At 61.3% G+C, this 19,612-nt stretch carries 19 protein-coding genes and 1 pseudogene; 14 read left to right on the forward strand and 6 right to left on the reverse strand.

Going from position 1 to position 19,612, the window contains the following annotated elements:
• Window positions 1-82: 82 nt before the first annotated feature.
• Together BC360_RS21620 and BC360_RS21625 are read right to left on the reverse strand one after the other, a co-directional pair.
• A complete protein-coding gene (locus BC360_RS21620) occupies window positions 83-919 on the reverse strand; it encodes an amidohydrolase family protein (RefSeq protein WP_065785511.1) in 837 nt (278 codons plus the stop codon).
• A gap of 117 nt (window positions 920-1,036) precedes the next feature.
• A complete protein-coding gene (locus tag BC360_RS21625; RefSeq protein ID WP_053252774.1) occupies window positions 1,037-1,825 on the reverse strand; it encodes an IclR family transcriptional regulator in 789 nt (262 codons plus the stop codon).
• 167 nt (window positions 1,826-1,992) lie between these two features.
• Here BC360_RS21625 and BC360_RS21630 point away from each other — a divergent pair, with 167 nt between their 5' ends.
• From BC360_RS21630 to BC360_RS21695, 14 genes are all read left to right on the forward strand, one after another.
• Window positions 1,993-3,312: an ABC transporter substrate-binding protein gene (locus BC360_RS21630; RefSeq protein WP_065796869.1), complete on the forward strand. Its 1,320-nt coding sequence runs from the start codon at window positions 1,993-1,995 to the stop codon at window positions 3,310-3,312.
• Between the two features lie 181 nt (window positions 3,313-3,493).
• Window positions 3,494-4,390: a carbohydrate ABC transporter permease gene (locus tag BC360_RS21635; protein ID WP_065785509.1), complete on the forward strand. Its 897-nt coding sequence runs from the start codon at window positions 3,494-3,496 to the stop codon at window positions 4,388-4,390.
• Window positions 4,390-5,256, forward strand: a complete 867-nt coding sequence (locus BC360_RS21640; RefSeq protein WP_065785508.1) for a carbohydrate ABC transporter permease — start codon at window positions 4,390-4,392, stop codon at window positions 5,254-5,256. The genes BC360_RS21635 and BC360_RS21640 overlap by 1 nt, the downstream gene beginning before the upstream one ends.
• A gap of 4 nt (window positions 5,257-5,260) precedes the next feature.
• Window positions 5,261-6,358, forward strand: a complete 1,098-nt coding sequence (locus BC360_RS21645; protein ID WP_065796870.1) for an ABC transporter ATP-binding protein — start codon at window positions 5,261-5,263, stop codon at window positions 6,356-6,358.
• 1 nt (window position 6,359) lies between these two features.
• A complete protein-coding gene (locus tag BC360_RS21650) occupies window positions 6,360-7,472 on the forward strand; it encodes a mandelate racemase/muconate lactonizing enzyme family protein (RefSeq protein WP_065796871.1) in 1,113 nt (370 codons plus the stop codon).
• 11 nt (window positions 7,473-7,483) lie between these two features.
• Window positions 7,484-7,834 (forward strand): L-rhamnose mutarotase, encoded by a 351-nt coding sequence (locus BC360_RS21655; protein ID WP_065796872.1) that lies wholly within the window; start codon window positions 7,484-7,486, stop codon window positions 7,832-7,834.
• Window positions 7,827-8,906, forward strand: coding sequence for a Gfo/Idh/MocA family protein (locus BC360_RS21660; protein WP_065796873.1), 1,080 nt, complete (start codon window positions 7,827-7,829; stop codon window positions 8,904-8,906). Before BC360_RS21655 ends, BC360_RS21660 begins: the two co-directional genes overlap by 8 nt.
• A gap of 2 nt (window positions 8,907-8,908) precedes the next feature.
• Window positions 8,909-9,355, forward strand: coding sequence for a MaoC/PaaZ C-terminal domain-containing protein (locus BC360_RS21665; protein ID WP_065796874.1), 447 nt, complete (start codon window positions 8,909-8,911; stop codon window positions 9,353-9,355).
• Between the two features lie 10 nt (window positions 9,356-9,365).
• On the forward strand, window positions 9,366-10,100 hold the full coding sequence (locus BC360_RS21670) for an SDR family oxidoreductase (RefSeq protein WP_065796875.1): 735 nt from the start codon (window positions 9,366-9,368) through the stop codon (window positions 10,098-10,100).
• Window positions 10,101-10,125: 25 nt separating this feature from the next.
• Window positions 10,126-10,971 carry a fumarylacetoacetate hydrolase family protein gene (locus BC360_RS21675; protein ID WP_065785502.1) on the forward strand — a complete coding sequence of 282 codons (846 nt, stop codon included), beginning with the start codon at window positions 10,126-10,128 and terminating at the stop codon, window positions 10,969-10,971.
• Between the two features lie 21 nt (window positions 10,972-10,992).
• Entirely contained in the window at window positions 10,993-12,270 is a 1,278-nt protein-coding gene (locus BC360_RS21680) for an L-fuconate dehydratase (protein ID WP_065796876.1), read from the forward strand.
• 244 nt (window positions 12,271-12,514) lie between these two features.
• Window positions 12,515-13,492: a C4-dicarboxylate TRAP transporter substrate-binding protein gene (locus BC360_RS21685; protein ID WP_065796877.1), complete on the forward strand. Its 978-nt coding sequence runs from the start codon at window positions 12,515-12,517 to the stop codon at window positions 13,490-13,492.
• A gap of 157 nt (window positions 13,493-13,649) precedes the next feature.
• The gene (locus BC360_RS21690; RefSeq protein ID WP_065796878.1) at window positions 13,650-14,162 is read left to right on the forward strand and encodes a TRAP transporter small permease; all 513 of its coding nucleotides are present in this window, start codon (window positions 13,650-13,652) and stop codon (window positions 14,160-14,162) included.
• A complete protein-coding gene (locus BC360_RS21695) occupies window positions 14,159-15,472 on the forward strand; it encodes a TRAP transporter large permease (RefSeq protein WP_065796879.1) in 1,314 nt (437 codons plus the stop codon). Before BC360_RS21690 ends, BC360_RS21695 begins: the two co-directional genes overlap by 4 nt.
• 48 nt (window positions 15,473-15,520) lie before the next feature.
• Here BC360_RS21695 and BC360_RS21700 read toward each other — a convergent pair whose 3' ends face one another.
• The 4 genes and pseudogenes from BC360_RS21700 to BC360_RS21715 form a co-directional block, all read right to left on the reverse strand.
• Window positions 15,521-16,816, reverse strand: coding sequence for an MFS transporter (locus BC360_RS21700; protein ID WP_065796880.1), 1,296 nt, complete (start codon window positions 16,814-16,816; stop codon window positions 15,521-15,523).
• A gap of 38 nt (window positions 16,817-16,854) precedes the next feature.
• The gene (locus BC360_RS21705) at window positions 16,855-17,250 is read right to left on the reverse strand and encodes a MarR family winged helix-turn-helix transcriptional regulator (protein ID WP_065796881.1); all 396 of its coding nucleotides are present in this window, start codon (window positions 17,248-17,250) and stop codon (window positions 16,855-16,857) included.
• Between the two features lie 85 nt (window positions 17,251-17,335).
• Window positions 17,336-17,785, reverse strand: a pseudogene (locus BC360_RS21710) (transposase); the annotation flags it as partial.
• A gap of 257 nt (window positions 17,786-18,042) precedes the next feature.
• Window positions 18,043-19,470, reverse strand: a complete 1,428-nt coding sequence (locus tag BC360_RS21715; protein WP_065796883.1) for an ISNCY family transposase — start codon at window positions 19,468-19,470, stop codon at window positions 18,043-18,045.
• Window positions 19,471-19,612 lie beyond the last annotated feature (142 nt).

Here is a 19,612-nt window from a genome sequence, read left to right on the forward strand (position 1 = left end):
ACGCCGGAGATGGGATTGCCCATCTCCGGCGTTTAAGTTCCACAGCCAGCGGTTTCGCCTTTGTTTGGGGCGTTCGCGCCCTCTACGCAAGATTCCAGATCCGACGCGCATTTGCCGAAAGCAGCTTTGTCTGCTCGTGCGGGCTGCAGCCATTGAGCAGCGCGTGAGTGGTCGCAACCCAGGTCGAAAGGTTGCCGCCGAGCGTGCAGACGGGCCAATCGCTGCCCCAGACGACCCGATCCCAACCGAAGGCGGCGATCGTATGTTCGACGTAAGGTCGAAGCGTTTCGACATTCCAGCTTTCGTCGGCATAGGCGACGACGCCGGATATCTTAGCGACCACATTCGGCCGCTCAGCGATCTCGCTCATGTGCTCACGCCAGGGATGCTCGGCAGCGCTGCGAATATCGGGAACGCCGCAATGGTCGAGCACGAACTGCAAATCGGGCACGAGATCGGCAAGGGCGATGGCCTTGGGGATCTGGTGCGGCAGGACGCAGAGATCAAAGGTAAAGCGGCTGCCGGCCAGCCGCTTGATGTTTTCGCGGAAGATAGCACCTTCCGACAGGTCGTCGGCGACCACGTGTAGAACGCGGCGAAAACCTTTGACAAGGGAATCACCCTGCTGCCGTTCGAGATAGGCCGCAAAGCCCACTTCCTCCGGACGGCACGCGGCAATCGCGCCCTTGAGCAGGCTGTCCGTCCTTTGCGAAAGCTGCCGAACTTCGGAGGTCTCCAACTCCATTTCGCCAGGATCGACATCGACTTCCATGTGCAACGCCGTATCGATGCCGACACGCCGGGCTTCCACCTCATAGGTCGAATAAAGGAAATCCCGATCAAGCGCCGGGACGCCTGCCAGCCATGGATAGGTCAACGCGGACTTGTTGATGAGATGCAGATGGGTATCGACGATCACGATGCGGCCTCCTCCGTATGCTTCACACTCTCACATGAGAAGAGATCATTCAAATAAGAAATTGTCCATGCAACGCGATCGCGGACATCAAGCGCCGACTGTATTTCCACTGCCTGCTCATTCCGGCGATTGCGCCACATCCGAGCCCGCAAGCACCGAAAGCTGTGTCGCCGCGCTACGCAAGAGCGAGATCGTCTCGGTGATATCTGGCGCAGACGGCGCGTTGACCAGAGCGATATAAGGGATGGTCAGCGCCGCGATGCCACGTCCATCGGGACCAAGAATGGGAGCCGAGAGGTTGTAGACCCCGGCCGTCTGCGCGCTTGCCATCATTTCGTAGCCACGCTCGCGGATCTGGTCGAGGCGTGCATAGAATTCCGGACCAAGCGAGATCTCGTCCTTGCTGCGCGCGTGCTCGGCGATCATCATCTCCCGCTCCTCGGGCGTGCGGAAGGCGAGCAGAATGTGACCGGAGCCGGTATCGAACAGGCTGATATGTGAGCCGACCCTGATGGAGATTCCCCAGTAATCAGGTGCTTCCTGCTGGGCAATGACCACGGCCGAGCCTCGATCGAACACGGCCAACTGGTTGGCCTGCTTCGACCGTTGCGCAAGATCGCGCATCAGTGGCGTCGCATAGGAGGCGAGGCGCCGCACCGGCGCGTGCAGCTGGGCCAGGCCGAAAAGTTTCAGCGTCAGGGAATAGCGATCGCCATCGATGCGCGTGACATAGCCGCGGCGCACGAGCCGGTCGAGCATCCGGTAGAATTCGTTCGGGCTGCGGTTGAGCCTCTTCGATATTTCCGCTTGCGTCAGGCCGCCATCGACGCTTGCCAACAGCTCGAGAATATCAAGTCCCTTGTCCAGCGCGGGGGCGCGGTAGCGATCGGACTCTTCGGTGTCCATGGGCGTCCTCCTTAGTGAATATCCATATCCATATACGCAGAGAAAGCCGCCGACAAAAGAAAGTTGGCCCTTGACGGGTGATAAAATTGTTGTTTGTATATGAATTAGTTTCTCACAAATGAGAAATGCGCGCCGGGATGAGGGCGCGCTTCAGTGGAGGAGAGGTTATGAACAGGCTGCTTTCCGGCGTCTCGGCCGGAGTCATCATGCTTGCCAGCGCAGTGGGAGCGGCCAATGCCGCGGAACTGCCCGGCAAGTTCGAAGGCGTCACCATCGACGCCAAGCTGATCGGCGGACAGCAATACGAAAAGCTCTATGAGCGGATCGCGGAATGGGAAAAGGCGACCGGCGCCAAGGTCAACATCCTGTCGAAGAAGAATCACTTCGAACTCGACAAGGAGATCAAGTCGGACATCGCCACCGGCGGCATCAGCTGGTGCGTCGGTTCGAACCATTCTTCCTTCGCGCCGCAATATCCCGATATCTACACCGACCTGCTGGCGCTGCTGCCGCCGGAAGAGGTCGCGAAGTTCGTGCCTGCGGTGATCGACGCCTCGACGCTCGGCGGCAAGCTCGTCATGCTTCCGCGCGCCCAGTTCGACGTATCGGCGCTCTACTATCAAAAGAGCCTCTACCAGGACGACGCTAAGAAGGCCGCTTTCAAGGAAAAGTACGGCTACGACCTGACACCGCCGGATACCTGGGCCCAGGTCAGCGACCAGGCCGAATTCTTCGCAGCACCGCCGAACTTCTACGGCACGCAGTTCGCCGGCAAGGAAGAGGCCATCAACGGCCGCTTCTATGAGATGCTGGTCGCCGAGGGCGGCGAATATCTCGACAAGGACGGCCGTCCGGCCTTCAACTCCGAAGCTGGCGTCAAGGCCCTCGACTGGTTCGTCAAGCTCTACAAGGACAAGGCGGTTCCTCCGGGCACGACCAATTATCTCTGGGATGATCTCGGCCAGGGCTTCGCCTCCGGCTCGATCGCCGTCAATCTCGACTGGCCTGGCTGGGCCAGCTTCTTCAACGACCCGAAGTCGTCGAAGGTCGCCGGCAATGTCGGCGTCAAGGTTCAGCCGGCGGGCTCGTCGGGCAAGCGCACGGGCTGGTCCGGTCACCATGGCTTCTCCGTCACCGAGGATTGCGCCAACAAGGAAGCGGCTGCGTCGCTCGTCTGGTGGCTAACCAACGAGGACAGCCAGAAGCTCGAGTCGGCGACCGGTCCGCTGCCGACACGCACCGCCGTCTGGGAGTACAACATCAAGGCCGCCGAAGGCGACGCCTACAAGACCGAGGTGTTGCAGGCTTTCCAGGAAGCGGCAAAGCACGCATTCCCGGTTCCGCAGACGGCGGAATGGATCGAAATCTCCAACGCCGTTTATCCTGAACTCCAGGCCGCCATCCTTGGCGACAAGACGTCGAAGGAGGCGCTCGACGCCGCTGCCGAAAAGGCAACCGGCATCCTGGAAGACGCTGGAAAGCTCTGATCGCAGATAAGGAAGGCGGCGCCGATACCAGGGTGTCGGCGCCGCCTTCGTCATTTACTGCGTAATTCCCCGGATCGGGATCGGTTGGGGAGAAATTATGCAGCAAGTTTAAAACCTTGCAGCGTCTTTTGCGCGTCATGTCTGACGTGCGGCGCTGCGATGTCACCCTCAGGAATGCCTGATGAAGCTCAAGAAACTGTCCGCGCCGGTCCTTCTGCTGCTGCCGGCCTTTGTCGTGCTGGCAGCGGTCATCGTGCTGCCGCTCGTCTTTTCGTTCTATTCGAGCTTCACGCCGTTTCGGCTGACCAAGCCTGAAACGCTCTGGATCTTCGTCGGCCTGCGCAACTACATCACGGTGTTGAGCAACTGGGATTTCTGGGTTGCCTTCGGCCGTACCGTCCTGCTGCTCACCGTTGCCCTGAACACGGAGATGCTGCTGGGTCTCGGCCTGGCGCTCCTCGTCAACAAGGCCACCCATGGCCAGCGGCTGCTGCGCACGGTGATGATGTTCCCGATGATGTTTTCACCGGTGCTCGTCGGCTTCCAGTTCAAGTTCATGTTCAACGACAATATCGGTTTCGTGAACAACGCGCTGCAGTCGCTCGGGCTGACGGACCGCGCCATCCCTTGGCTGATCGACGGCAACCTTGCGCTGATCTCGATCATCATTGCCGAGGTCTGGTCGTCGACCGCGGTCTTCGCCATCCTCATTCTCGCAGGTCTTCTGGCCATGCCGAAGGATCCGGTCGAGGCGGCGCATGTCGACGGCTGCACGCCGTGGCAGACCTTCCGCTACGTCACCTGGCCCTATCTCATGCCGTTTGCCTTCATCGCCATGACGATCCGCTCGCTCGACGTCGCCCGTGCCTATGACATCGTGAAAATCATGACCGATGGCGGACCGGCCAAGCGCACAGAACTCCTGTGGACGTTGATCGGCCGCACCGCCTACGCCGATGCGCGCATGGGGATGGCGAATGCCATGGCCTATGTCGCCATCCTGCTGTCGATCGTCTTCACCGTCTATTTCTTCCGCAAGCTCGCCGCCGCGCGCCAGCAGATCGGAGCCGAGTGGTAATGGATATCAATTCTTCGCATCGCCTGCGCCGGCGCCTCCTGAAGGCGGCGCACCTGATCGGGCTGTTTCTCGCAATGGCGGTGATCTGCCTGCCCGGCCTCTGGATCGTGCTGTCGTCGCTGCGACCGACGGTGGAGATCATGGCGAAGCCACCGGTCTGGATTCCGGAAGACCTGTCGCTCGACGCCTACCGCGCCATGTTCGCCGGCGCCGGGCAGGGCGGGGTTCCCGTCTGGGACTATTTCCGCAACTCGCTGATCATCTCCGTTACGTCGACGGTAATCGCTCTGGCGATCGGCATGGCCGGCGGTTATGCCTTTGCCCGCTATCGCTTCAAGGCGAAGTCGGCGATCTTCCTCGGCTTCATGCTGACACGGGCCGTGCCCGGCATCGCGCTGTCGCTGCCGCTGTTCATGATCTATGCCCGCACCGGGATCATCGACACGCATTTCAGCCTGATCCTGACCTATGTCGCCCTGAACGTGCCCTTCACCATCTGGCTGATCGACGGCTTCTTCCGCCAGGTGCCGAAGGATCTGGCCGAAGCCGCACAGATCGACGGCTGCACACCCTGGCAGGCCTTCTGGCAGGTGGAGTTTCCGCTTGCCGGTCCCGGCATTGCGTCCGCCGGCATCTTCGCTTTCCTCACATCCTGGAACGAATATGCGCTGGCCTCGCAGATCACCCGCTCGGTCAACTCGAAAACCCTGCCTGTCGGGCTGCTCGATTATACCGCCGAGTTCACGATCGACTGGCGCGGCATGTGCGCGCTCGCGGTGGTCATGATCGTTCCGGCCCTCACGCTCACCTTCATCATTCAAAAGCACCTCGTTTCGGGCCTCACCTTCGGCGCGGTGAAAGGATAAATTCATGGCTCCTGTTACCCTCAGGAAACTTGTCAAACGCTATGGCGCGCTCGAGGTCGTTCACGGCATCGATCTCGAGGTGAAGGACCGCGAGTTCATCGCGCTGGTCGGCCCGTCGGGGTGCGGCAAGTCGACGACGCTGCGCATGATCGCCGGCCTCGAAGACGTCAGCGGCGGCGCCATCGAGATCGGCGGCCGCAAGGTCAACGACCTGCCGCCACGCGCCCGCAACATCTCGATGGTCTTCCAGTCCTACGCGCTCTACCCGCACATGACGGTCGCCGAGAACATGGGTTTCTCGCTGAAGATCGCCGGTCGCTCCACTGATGACATCAAGGCGCGCGTCGAGGAGGCTGCGGCCATCCTCGATCTCGGCCATCTGCTGGAGCGCCGCCCGTCACAACTGTCCGGTGGCCAGCGCCAGCGCGTGGCGATGGGGCGTGCGATCGTGCGCCAGCCCTGCGTCTTCCTGTTCGACGAGCCGCTGTCCAACCTCGACGCGAAGCTGCGCACCCAGGTGCGCACCGAAATCAAGAAGCTGCATGCCCGTATGCAGGCGACGATGATCTATGTGACGCATGACCAGGTCGAGGCGATGACGCTTTCCGATCGCATCGTCATCATGCGCGACGGCCATATCGAGCAGGTCGGAACGCCGGAAGAGGTGTTCCAGAAGCCCGCGACGAAATTCGTCGCCGGCTTCATCGGCTCGCCGCCGATGAACATGGACGAGGCGGTGGTCGACAATGGCCAGTTGGTGTTTGCGAGCGGCGTTCGGCTGCCGATCCCGCCGCGGTTTGTCGGCGCACTCCGTGCTGGCCAGAAAGTCACGTTCGGCCTGCGCCCGGACGATATCTACCCCACGGGTCACGGCCTTCACGCTGGCGATGCCGCTGCCGTGCACGAGGTCGAGCTGCCCGTCACCATCACCGAACCGCTCGGCAACGAGACGCTGGTGTTCATCCAATTCAATGGGCGCGACTGGGTTTCGCGCATGCTCAATCCGCGCCCCCTTCGCTCCGGCGAAAGCGTGCGCATGAGCTTCGACCTCTCCCGCGCCCATCTCTTCGACATCGAGACAGGAAAGGCTCTGGAAGGCTGACATGGCAAGGATCGAGAAAATTGAACTGCGTATGGTCGATCTACAGCCGAAGGTGAAGCGGACCGACGCGATCCAGAGCTTCGTCAGCCAGGAAACGCCGATCGTCACGATTACCGATTCCGATGGCGCGACAGGCACCGGCTACAGCTACACGATCGGCACAGGCGGCTCTTCCGTCATGCGCCTGTTGTCCGACCACCTCGTTCCGATCCTGGTCGGCGAGGACGCCGATTGCATCGAGGCCATCTGGCACAAGATGGAATTTGCCACCCACGCCACCACCATCGGCCCGATAACGGCGCTGGCGCTGGCCGCCGTCGATGTGGCGCTCTGGGATCTGCGCGCGAAAAAGCAGAACCTGCCGCTCTGGAAGCTCGCCGGTGGCGCCAAGGACAATTGCCCGCTCTACACCACCGAAGGCGGCTGGCTGCATATCGAAAAGGAGGCCCTCGTTGAGGATGCGCTCCAGGCCAAGGCGAAAGGCTTTTCCGGTTCCAAGGTCAAGATCGGCAAGCCGCACGGCTCCGAGGACTATGATCGACTGTCGGCGATGCGCAAGGCGCTCGGCGACGGCTTCGAGATCATGACCGATTGCAACCAGGGTTTTACCGTCGACGAGGCGATCCGCCGGGCCGCACGCCTGAAGGAGCTGGATCTCGCCTGGATCGAGGAACCGCTGCCGGCCGACGATCTCGATGGCCATATCCGCCTGACGCGCTCGACCCCGACCCCGATCGCCGTTGGCGAATCCATGTATTCGATCCGCCATTTCCGGGAATACATGCAGAAGGGAGCCTGCTCGATCGTCCAGGTCGACGTCGCCCGCATCGGCGGCATCACCCCTTGGCTGAAGGTCGCCCATGCGGCCGAGGCGTTCGATATTCCGGTCTGCCCGCACTTCCTGATGGAGTTGCATGTCAGCCTCGTCTGCGCCGTGCCGAACGGCAAATATGTGGAGTACATTCCGCAACTCGATGAACTGACGACGAAGGGCATGGAGATCCGCAATGGACGCGCGATCGCACCGTCCGAAGCCGGCATCGGCATTGCCTGGGACTGGGATGCCGTCAAGGCGCGCTCGATCGATGAATTCACCCGGGAATTTGTGAAGTAGAGGAGGTCGCCATGCAACGGATGGGAATGGTGATCGGTCTTCAGCCCGAAAAGATCGCCGAATACAAGAAATTGCACGCCGCCGTCTGGCCGGAGATCCTGGCGCTGATTTCCGAATGCAACGTCACGAACTATTCGATCTTCCTGAAAGAGCCGGAGAACCTGCTGTTCGGCTACTGGGAGTATGTCGGCGAGGATTTCGCGGCGGATATGGCCAGGATGGCCGCACACCCGAAGAACCAGGAATGGTGGTCGGTGTGCATGCCCTGCCAGAAGCCGCTCGAAACGCGCGGGGATGGCGAGTGGTGGGCGATGATGGAGGAAGTTTTTCACCACGATGGGAAGACTCCCCACCGTGACTGACCACTTCGACCCTTCAGATCTGCAGCAATCCTGGCCGACACCTGAGAAGCCGCGGCCGATCGTCATCTTCGGCGCCGGCAGCATCGTCGGCGACGCGCATCTTCCGGCCTATCGCAAGGCAGGCTTTCCCGTCGCCGGCATCTTCGACCCGGATGTCGAGAAGGCAGCAGCGCTTGCGACCGCGTGGGGCATTCGGGCGTTTGCCACCGAGGCCGAGGCGCTGGCGATCCCCGATGCAATCTTCGATCTGGCAACGCCGCCGGCCGCGCATGCGGCAATCCTGTCGAAACTGCCAATTGGCGCGGGCGCCCTGATCCAGAAGCCGATGGGCGGAGATCTGGATGCGGCGACGGAGATTCTCAACATCTGCCGCGACCGGCAGCTGAAGGCAGCGGTCAATTTTCAGCTGCGTTTTGCCCCGATGATGCTGGCGCTGCGCGATGCGATCGGCAAGGGCCATCTCGGCCGGGTCGTCGACTTCGACGCATGGATTGCGCTCGCCACACCCTGGGGCCTCTGGCCGTTCCTGAAAGGCCTGCCGCGGATCGAGATTGCCATGCATTCGATCCATTATCTCGACCTGATCCGCGGGCTGCTCGGCAATCCCGACGGTGTTCACGCCAAGACGATCGGCCATCCCAATCATGAGGTGGCGCAGACCCGCACGGCGGCCATTCTCGACTATGGTGACAGCGTGCGCTGCGTGCTGTCGGTCAATCACGACCACGATTTCGGCCGCAAGTTCCAGGCCTGCGAGTTCCGCATCGCGGGAACCGAGGGTGCCGCCTACGTCAAGCTCGGGGTCAATCTCGACTATCCGCGCGGCGAGCCCGACGAACTCTGGATCCGGCCCGCTGGCGGCGCGGAATGGGTCGAAGTGCCGCTCAGGGGCGCCTGGTTCCCGGACGCTTTCTCCAATCGCATGGCCAATCTGCAGCGCTTCGTCAGCGGCGAGGACGAACAACTGATCGGCTCCGTCGACGACGCATGGCAGACCATGGCGCTGGTCGAGGCCGCCTACCAATCGAGCGCGCGGCCCGCAACCGCGATCGCGCCACTTCCCGGACGGTGATGATGGCAGAACAGACAATCCATTTCGAAGACTACGAACTCGGCCATGTCAGGCAGACCACGGGCCGCACGATCACCGAGACTGACTTCGTGGTCCATGCCGGACACACGGGCGACTTCTTCCCGCACCATATGGATGCCGAATTCGCCAAGACCTTGCCCGGCGGACAGCGGATCGCCCATGGCACCATGATCTTTTCGATCGGCGTCGGGCTTACCGCGTCACTGATCAATCCGGTCGCCTTTTCTTATGGCTATGATCGGTTACGGTTCGTGCGTCCGGTTCATATCGGCGACACCATCCGCACCCGCGTGACGATCTGCGCCAAGGAGGACGATCCGAAGCGGCCGAAGACGGGACGTGTCGTCGAACGATGCGAAGTTATCAACCAGCGTGGCGAGGTCGTCCTTGCCGCCGACCATATCCTGGTCGTCGAACGCAAAGCATGAGGGATCAACAATGACAACGGGTCTTTCGGGTAAGGTCGTCCTGATCACCGCCGCAGCCCAGGGCATCGGCCGCGCCACAGCACTTGCCTTTGCCAGGGCCGGCGCGAAGGTGCATGCCACAGATATCAACGTCGACGCGCTCGCAGCACTTGCTGCGGAAGCCGATGTCGAGACCCATCGGCTCGATGTGCTCGATGGCAGCGCTGTCGAGGCGCTGGTTGCCAAGATCGGCCAGGTCGATGTGCTCTTTAATTGCGCCGGGTTCGTCCATGCCGGATCGATCCTCGACATGAAGGATGCCGATCTCGAGTTCGCCTTCGATCTCAACGTCAAGGCGATGATCCGCACCATCCGCGCCGTGCTGCCCGGCATGCTTTCGCGCAAGGATGGATCGATCATCAACATGGCTTCGGTCGCATCGAGCATCAAGGGCGTGCCGAACCGTTTTGCCTATGGCGTGACCAAGGCGGCCGTCATCGGCCTCACCAAATCCGTCGCCGCCGACTATGTCGCCGACGGCATCCGCTGCAACGCGATTTGCCCCGGCACGGTCGAAAGCCCCTCGCTGCAGGATCGCATGCGGGCACAGGGCGATTACGACACGGCGAGGGCCGCCTTCATCGCCCGCCAGCCGATGGGACGGATCGGCACGCCGGAAGAGATCGCCGATCTCGCCCTCTACCTCGCCGGCGCTACCTATACCTCCGGACAGGCCTATGCCATCGATGGTGGCTGGACCATCTGAGCACTCACATCAGGGATAAGACACCATGAAACTTCTTCGTTATGGCGAACCGGGACAGGAAAAGCCTGCAATCATCGACGCCGGCGGCACGCTGCGTGATCTCTCGGGCCATGTTGCCGATTTCTCGGGCGCGGCGCTGGATCCTGCCAAGTTGGCGGAACTGAGCAAGCTCGATCTCGCCAGCCTTCCGGCCGTTGCCGGCAGCCCGCGCCTCGGCCCCTGCGTCGCCGGCACAGGCAAATTCATCTGCATCGGCCTCAACTATTCCGACCATGCCGCCGAAACCGGTGCGACCGTTCCCTCCGAGCCGATCATCTTCATGAAGGCGACGTCGGCCATCGTCGGCCCGAACGATGACCTCGTCATTCCGCGCGGCTCCGAGAAGACCGACTGGGAAGTCGAGCTCGGCGTCGTCATCGGCCGCAAGGCGAAATATGTAAGCGAAGCTGAAGCCCTCGACTATGTCGCCGGCTATTGCACGATTCACGACGTGTCGGAGCGCGCATTCCAGATCGAGCGCCAGGGGCAGTGGACCAAGGGCAAGTCCTGCGACACCTTCGGTCCGACCGGCCCATGGCTGGTGACGAAGGAGGAGATCCCCGATCCGCAGAACCTGCCGATGTGGCTCAAGGTCAACGGCGAGACGATGCAGAACGGCTCGTCCAAGACCATGGTCTATGGCGTCGCCTATCTCGTTTCCTACCTCTCGCAATTCATGTCGCTGCAGCCAGGAGACATCATTTCGACCGGCACGCCGCCGGGCGTCGGCATGGGCATGAAACCGCCGCGTTACCTGAAGGCCGGCGATGTCGTCGAACTTGGCATCGAGGGTCTCGGCACACAGAAGCAGTCCGTGCGCGCGGACGACTGATTTATACACATTGGAGCAAACATGACCCGCATCACCGATCTGCGCGTCTTCGATCTGCGCTTTCCCACATCGCAGAGCCTCGACGGTTCCGATGCCATGAACCCGGATCCCGACTATTCCGCGGCCTATGTCATCCTCGACACTGATCACCCCGGATTGGCGGGCCACGGCCTGACGTTCACGATCGGGCGGGGTAATGACATCTGCTGCATGGCGATCAAGGCCATGCAGCACCTCGTCGTCGGCAAGGACACAGCAGAGATCCTCGCCAATCCCGGCCGGTTCTGGCGACACCTGACCAGCGACAGCCAGCTGCGCTGGATAGGGCCCGAGAAGGGCGCCATTCATCTCGCGACCGGTGCCATCGTCAACGCGGTCTGGGATCTGCTTGCCAAAGAAGCCGGCAAGCCCGTCTGGCAACTCGTCGCCGACATGTCGCCGGAGGAGATCGCCGACATCGTCGACTACCGCTACATGACGGATGTGCTGACCCGCGACGAGGCCGTGGCGATCCTCAAGCGCGCCGAGCCCGGAAAGGCCGAGTGCATCGCGACGCTGAAGAGCGAAGGTTACGCCTGCTATACGACGTCTGCCGGTTGGCTCGGCTACGACGACGACAAACTACGCCGGTTAGCGCAGGAGGCGATCGACCAGGGCTTCAACCACATCAAGATGAAGGTCGGGCGCGATCTCGCCGATGACATTCGTCGCCTGACGATTGCGCGCGAAGTGATCGGCCCCGATCGCTACCTGATGATCGATGCCAACCAGGTCTGGGAAGTCGGCGAAGCGATCGACTGGGTCAAGCAGCTTGCCTTTGCCAAGCCGTTCTTCATCGAGGAACCGACAAGCCCCGACGATGTCGCCGGTCACCGCAAGATCCGCGAGGCCATCGGCCCGGTGAAGGTCGCGACCGGCGAAATGTGCCAGAACCGCATCATGTTCAAACAGTTCATCGCCGAAGGCGCGATCGACGTCGTACAGATCGATTCCTGCCGCATGGGCGGCCTGAACGAGGTGCTCGCGGTCCTGCTGGTGGCGGCGAAGTATGAGCTCCCTGTCTGGCCGCATGCCGGCGGGGTCGGGCTCTGCGAATATGTCCAGCACCTGTCGATGATCGACTATGTCGCCGTGTCGGGAACCAAGGATGGCCGGGTGATCGAATATGTCGATCACTTGCACGAACACTTCCTCGATCCCTGCGTCATCCGCAACGCCGCCTACATGCCGCCGCAGCGGCCGGGCTTTTCGATCGAGATGAAGCCGCAATCCATCGAGGATTACACCTTTCCAGGTTGAAGGTCCGGATCGTATTCGCGACTGTATTTATATATAATATCTGCATTCATCGTATTCTTGGCAAAGCCGTCGCAGGATTTCTGCGGCGGCTTTGCCGTTTTCGGCAATCGGCGTGCGTTGAGCCGCCCACAATAACATCAACTATCTCGAGACATTGCGCTTGACGCTCACGACTCATTCGTAAATAACTTATTCATTCGCTTATGAATGAATTCCGGAGGGGAGTCCGGAACAGGAGGATCCAATGAAAAAGCTGATGCTCGCGGCCGCCATGGCCGCTCTGTCCTATTGCGGTAGCGCCAATGCGCAGGAATACAGCCTGCGCTTCTCGACCTCGCAGGTGAACCCCAACGAACCGATCGTCAAGGCGATGAAGACCTTCTCCGAGCGCGTCGAGAAGCGGTCCGATGGTCGCATCGCGATCACCGTGATGACCGGCGACCAGCTCGGCGCGCAGAAGAAGGTCAACGAGATGGTGATGAGCGGCGCCAGCCTGCTCAGCGCCACGGACTATGGCCAGCTCGGCCAGTTCGTGCCCGACATGTCGATTCTCGCCGGCCCTTATGTCTACCCAAGCCTCGAGGCGACGGATCGCCTGTTCGCATCGGATCTTTACAAGGAATTGTCGGCCAAGCTTGAAGCGCAGGGCATCAAGATCATCATGCCCAACGGTCTCTTCGGCTACCGCCACATCATCTCAAACAAGGCCGTCCGCACGCCGGCCGATCTTGCCGGCGTGACGATCCGCGTGCCGTCCTCGCCGATCATGATGGCGACCTTCGGAAGCTACGGCGCACGCCCGACGGAACTGCCCTGGGGCGATGTCTATAACGCGCTTCAGACCGGCGTCGTCGATGCCGCTGAAGGGCCCTTTGGCTCGATCGCCGGCGCGAAGCTGAACGAGACCCGCAAGGTTGTCTCCAAGACCGGCCACCAGATCATGTTCACCGCCTGGGTTGCATCCAGCCAGTTCTTCAACGGCCTGCCGGAAGATCTGCAGAAGATCCTCCTGGAGGAGGGGCAGACGATCGCCAAGGAACTGACTGAGACGACGCTCGAAACCGACGATGCCTACGCCAAGCAGCTCGCCGATTCCGGTGTCGAGATCGTCACCGACGTCGATGTTCCCGCCTTTGTCGAAGCCTCGCGCGTCGCCTATGACAAGGTGCCGAACATCACTCCCGGCATCTACGACCGTGTGCAGAAGGCGATGGCCGAGTAGGGCGGGCCAGCCGATCGGCTTGCACGGGGCGCCGGCTTTGCCGCCGACGCCACATCGGCCAACTAGCTCACACGGAATGTCAGCCAGACCGGCCGAGCCGAAAATGGGTGGCGCATGACGCCGCCCATATCCTTCTCTCCAAGTGACCGAGGCCGCCATGGAAACCTCACGCCTGCCGGAAGAGACCATTCCTCTTCTCAGTTTTCGCCGCGCCGACGAGGCGATCGGCGTTGTCGCACTCATCGTCATCGTCTTTTCGATCCTTTGGGGCGTCGTCAGCCGCTATATCTTTCCGCAACCGGCCGCCTGGACCTACGAGTTGGCGATCATGGCCTTCGCCTATCTCGTGTTTTTCGGCGCCGTTGCAGGCGTGCGCCTGGGGACACATGCCGCGATCGACGTGCTGGTCACGGCCTTTCCGTCGAGCTGGCAGAAGGCAATTGCGTGGTTCAATTACCTGCTGCTCGCCGTCTTCTTCGTGGTGATGACCGTGCTGTTTGCCTGGCAGGCCTGGACCTCGCGCCACGTCCACACCATCGCCCTCGACCTGTCGCGCAGCCTCTCCTACGGCCCGCTCGCCCTGGCATCCGCCGGCATGTTCGTCCAGCACCTCATCGTCGAAAGACCGTGGACCGCCCGGGTGCATCGCAATGTGGAATCGCTGATATGACCTTCTTTCATCTTGCCGGTCCGTCGCTGCTGGTCGTCCTGCTCTTCCTGCTATCGACGCCGATCACCTGGGCGATGGCGATCGGAGCGCTGGCATTCTTCCTCATCAACATGGACATGATCCCGCTTGCCAACTTCGCCCAGGAAATGGCCGAAGGCAGCCAGTCCGTGTCGCTGCTGGCGCTGCCGCTTTTCGTGCTTGCGGGCTGCATCATGAACGCCTCGGGCATCACCCGCCGGCTGCTGAACCTCGCCGATGTCCTCGTCGGCCATATGACCGGCGCGCTCGCCCAGATGTGCACGGTGCTCGGCACGCTGCTTGGCGGCTTGACTGCGTCCGCCAACGCCGACGCTGCGATGCTTGCGAAAACCCTCGGCGTCGAAATGTCGGAGAGGGGATACAGTCGTGCCTTTGCCGCGGTCATCACCTCGTCCTCCGCCATCATCACAAGCCTGATACCGCCGTCGATCGGTCTCATCGTTTATGGCTTCCTCGCCGAAACCTCGATCGGCCGGTTGTTTGCAGCCGGCGTCGTGCCCGGCCTCGTCCTTGCCGGCGGCCTAATGATCACCACCTACTTCATTGCCAAGAAGCGTGGTTACAAGCCGTTGCGCAAGGAGAGGGCGACCCGCGCCGAAGGCATGAAGGCGCTTGTCGACGGCCTCTGGGCGCTGTCGATCCCCGTCGTCATCTTCGTCGGCACCCGCTACGGCCTGTTTACGACTACAGAGGCCGGCGCGGTCGTCGTCGTCTATGTGCTGTTCGTCGCCGTTTTCGGTTACCGCGAATTCACCATCCGACAGATCCCCGAAGTGCTCGCCGAGTCGGTGCGCGATTCCTCCGTGGTCATGATCATGATCTGTGCGGCCGCAGCCTTCGGCTTCTATCTCGCCTGGGAACAGGTGCCGCAGGCGATGTCGAGCTGGCTCGGCGGCGCAACCGACAACCCGCTGTTGATGCTGCTGCTGATCAACGTGCTGCTTATCGTTATCGGTACTGCGATTGAGGGCTCGGCGGCGCTGATCATCCTGACGCCGATGCTGATCCCGATCATCGATGGCGTCGGTATCGATCGCGTGCATTTCGGGGTCGTCTTCATCACCAACCTGACCATTGCCGGCATCACACCGCCGGTCGGCGGACTGATGTACATCTCATCAATGGTGCTGAAGGTTCCGATGATGGCCTATGCGCGCGAAGTGTTGCCCTATCTCGCGATGATGATGGTGCTGCTCATGATGCTCAGCATGTTCCCGCAGCTTTCGCTTTGGCTTCCGAACCTCGTTTACGGGACGACGGCCGTTCAATAAGTCGGTGCCGGCCGCAGTCGAGAACCGCGGCCGACAAATACTGGTGCCCTAGCTTGCCTGCGGCACCAGGCCCGCCGGTGCACGCCGGCCGACGGTCAGAACCAGCAGTGCTGCGACGATGCACAACAGTCCGGCAGCAATGAGCGCCGGCGTGTATGTCTCGAGCGACGTCCTGCTCGCGCCGGCAAGGAACGCGGCACTCGCCGCGCCGAGCTGGTGTCCGGTGAACACCCAGCCGAAGACCAGCGCCGCCCGCTCCGCGCCGAAGCGTTCTGCCGACAGCTTCACCGTCGGCGGCACGGTCGCGACCCAGTCGAGGCCATAGAAGATGGCGAAGATCGACAACGTGTAGATGTTGAAACCGCTGAACGGCAGGAACAAGAGCGACAGACCACGAAAGCCGTAGAACCAGAAGAGCAGCCAACGATTGTCGTAGCGATCGGAAAGCCAGCCGGAAAAGACCGTACCGACGAGGTCGAACACACCGATCAGCGCCAGGAAGCCTGCCGCACCGACCGCTGCGATGCCGACATCGCCGCAGATCGAGACCCAATGCATCTGGATCAGGCCATTGGTGCTGAAGCCGCAGACGAAGAAGGTCGCAAACAGCACCCAGAACGTGTTCGAACGGGAGGCTTCCTGCAGCGCCTTCAGTGGCGAAAGCAGCAAGGTTCGCAGGTTATGCTTCTGCGCCGGGGCGGGCACGATCGCCCGGCTGCCATAGGGCGCCAGACCGATGTCAGCCGGCCGATCCTGCATGAAGAGGAGCACCAGCACGAAGGCAAATGTGAGAACCGCTATGACGACGGTCAGGGCCGTGCGCCAGCCGATCGCTTCGGTGAGGGAGGCGAGCAGGGGCAGGAAGACCAGTTGCCCGGTGGCATTGCTGGCCGTCATCAGGCCGACGACAAGGCCGCGCCTTTTGTCGAACCAGCGCGTTGCAACGGTGGCGCCGAGCACCAGCGCGGTCATGCCCGTGCCGACGCCGAGGACGACACCCCAAAGCGCCACCATCTGCCACAGCTGCGTCATAAAGAACGACGCAATGATACCGCTGACGATCAGAAGCAGTGCCGCGGAGACGACCTTCCTGACGCCGAAGTGGTTCATGAAGGCCGCGGCAAACGGCCCCAGCAATCCGAAGAGCACGAGGCGAATGGCAAGCGCAAATGAGATCTCGGCATTCGACCATCCGAACTCGGTTTCGAGCGGCTTGATCAGAACACCGGCGGATCCCATCGCGCCGGCGGTCGCCAGCATGACGAGGAACGTGACGGCCGCGACGGCCCAGCCATAATGGATGTCGCGTTTGGCGAGATAACGCGCGAGCACCGGTCCGAACATCGGCCATTTCCTTCCGTCGATCGATTGTGTTGAGTTTGCTAGAGAGCCTGTAGCAACGCCGTCAGTTGGGCAGATGCTTCATCGCCGAGCTTGGCCTCGATTGCCGTCTGCACTCCATCCCACAGGCGGGCGCCGTCACGCAGGACCTGGCGACCTTTGTCAGACAGTATGACAACCGATTCCCGCTGATCCTGACCGTTCGCCATCGCGACCAACTCCATCTTCTCCAGGACCTTTACGTTTCGGCTGACGGTCGAACGTTCCAATTCCGTACGGTGCCCGAGGTCCGTCAGCGAAATCGGCTCAGCCCGCTGGATGTTACGCAACAGGCTGAACTGGGCGAGATTGACGCCGACCGGCGCCAACGCTTCGTCATAGAGCGACGTCACTCGTCTCGAGGCCTTGCGCAGCAGGATGCAATAACAATAGGACATATTACGTGTATATACACACAATATGTCGGCGTCAAATTTGGTTTGCGAACTCGGCCCAGAGCGGCGGTAGCCACCGATCAGTCAGCCGGCGAGGGCGACGTTTGCGGCGGCCTTCCGGTAGATGCCGAAAGAGCTCCAGCGCATAATCTTCCTTGCCGTAGATGAAGCGATAGATCGTCTCGGTGCAGACACGCACGGCGCTCACGCCATCGGCGAGCAGGCGGCCGGCGATCTGTTCCGGTGACCAAAGCGCCTTCAGCTGCTCGATGATCAGTTCGCGTAATTGCGGGTGCCGCATCAGCTTCCTCAGACGCCGCCGCCGCTCTTTGCGGATGTCGTCAGCAACCGTTGGGAAGTAGCCGCTATATTCGGGCAGCTCACGATCGTGGAATGTATTGCGCCTGATCTCGCGATAGATCGTCGATCGGTGACGGCCGAGTTGGCGCGCCATTTCATTGATCGGTACTCGGCGTTCGACAAAGTGGTAGAGGCGGCGGCGATCAGCCAGATTCAGCTGCGAACAGCGTCGTGACATCCCAAAATCTCCAAAGGGAAACCATTGAAATCATTGGCATGTCGCACTTGAAAATAGAATGTACCCGGCTACAAACTTTGTCACAGCTGATTAGAGATGCGGCGCCGCCAGCCAGTTAGAAATGCGACACTCGACACCTCTGCTGGCGCTGACGGTCAGCCCCCGATCCGCCCGGCTGGTCCGGGTTGCAAGGGAGGAGCGGGGGCGAGTGAGGGACACCCTTCGGCTTTAGCTTTGAGACTATGAGTGCCAGCGGCTCATTCCGCTGCCTCCATGCGCGCCAGCGCCTTCTGTCTTTTGGCAATGACCTCCGGATCATTCATGAAGTCCGTCCGCCGGCCGGGCTTGTGGCCGCGCTTCTGATAGCCGTTGCTCTGGCTGCCATCGCGAATGCCAAACATATGATCCGTCTGGCCGGTGCGGCGAGGGCCGCTCTTACTGCGCTGCTGTTCACGCCCGGCCTGCAACGCGGCGACGATCGAAAGCATGTCGTCTAGGCGCTTGTTCTCGACGACTTCGGATCGGTGCACCGATCGCAATGTATCGAAGGTTCTGTAGGGGAGGACGAAGCTCTCGTGCATGATCTCGAGGCGCCCGTCCGGATAGTCGCAGACGACAACCTTCTTGCCTGCCAACGGCCTGGAAAGGTCAGTCGGATCAAGGATGAACAACACTTTGTCGTAACGTAGCGTCAAGGCGTGTGACACCGTGCGAACTTCCTTCCGACACATGGCGCCATCGAGATTCTCATGTGCGGCCAGCGGCCGGTGCATGTTCTTCGGATTGCGTGGCGGCTTGCCGAAACGACGATTGAAATCCTCGATGAACGCCGGCGCATAGGCATTGGCCGCGTCGATCGTGTCGATGCCGCGCAGCCGTAGTTCCTTGACCAGTCGATCCTGCAGTGTCTGGTTGGCCCGTTCGACGCGTCCCTTGGCCTGCGGGGTGTTGGCGCAGATGATGTCGACGTTGAGTTCATAAAGAGCCCGCCCGAACTGCGTCAGGCCGCTCGTCCGGTCCTTCTCCGAGGCATGGGTTGAACGAAAGACACCGTGCTTGTCGCTGTAAAATGCCAGAGGCTTGCCCCATTGCTGAAGATACGCCTTCGTTGCATGCAGGTAATCGAAGGTGTTCTCCGATCCGGCGAACCGCAGATGCAACAGCTTGCCGGTGGCGTCGTCGATGTAGACGAGCAGGGCGCATTTGGGGCCGCGGTTCTCGAACCACCAGTGATGCGAGCCGTCGATCTGGACCAGTTCACCGAAGCAGTCACGCCGGCCGCGCGGCTGGAAGACCCGCTGCTTGCGCTCGCGTCGCGAGACCCAGATGCCGGCCTCGGTCATCCATTGGCGCAGCGTCTCCTTGGCGACCGAGATGTGATGTAGTTCGATCAGCTTCTCGCGAGCCAGCGTCGGACCGAAATCCAGATAGCGTTCGCGGATCAGATCCAGCACCGCATTGCGAAAATCTTCGCTGTGGCGCCGATTGCTTGGCCGCGATCGCTTCTTTGAAACCAGACCGGCTGCACCGGCCCGATCATAAGCCTGCAGCAGCCTGTGCACCTGACTTCGGCTGAGGCCGAGCAGTTCGGCTGCCTGGACAACGCTTAGGCGTCGATCATTGATCTTCTGAATGACTTCGAGGCGATGCAATTCTTTCTGCGACATGGTGATCAAACAGGACATCACGACTCCGAACGCTCATGGTCTCCACCAGGCGGAAGGTCGTCATCCTTGCTCCCAACGTTGACATTGACCAGCGCGTCGAGAGGCGAGAGTGTCGCATCTCTAACTGGCCCAACTGTCGCATTACTAAATAGCCACTACA

Origin of the sequence: Ensifer sp. LC163, from assembly GCF_001695855.1 — a bacterium.
GTDB lineage: Bacteria > Pseudomonadota > Alphaproteobacteria > Rhizobiales > Rhizobiaceae > Ensifer.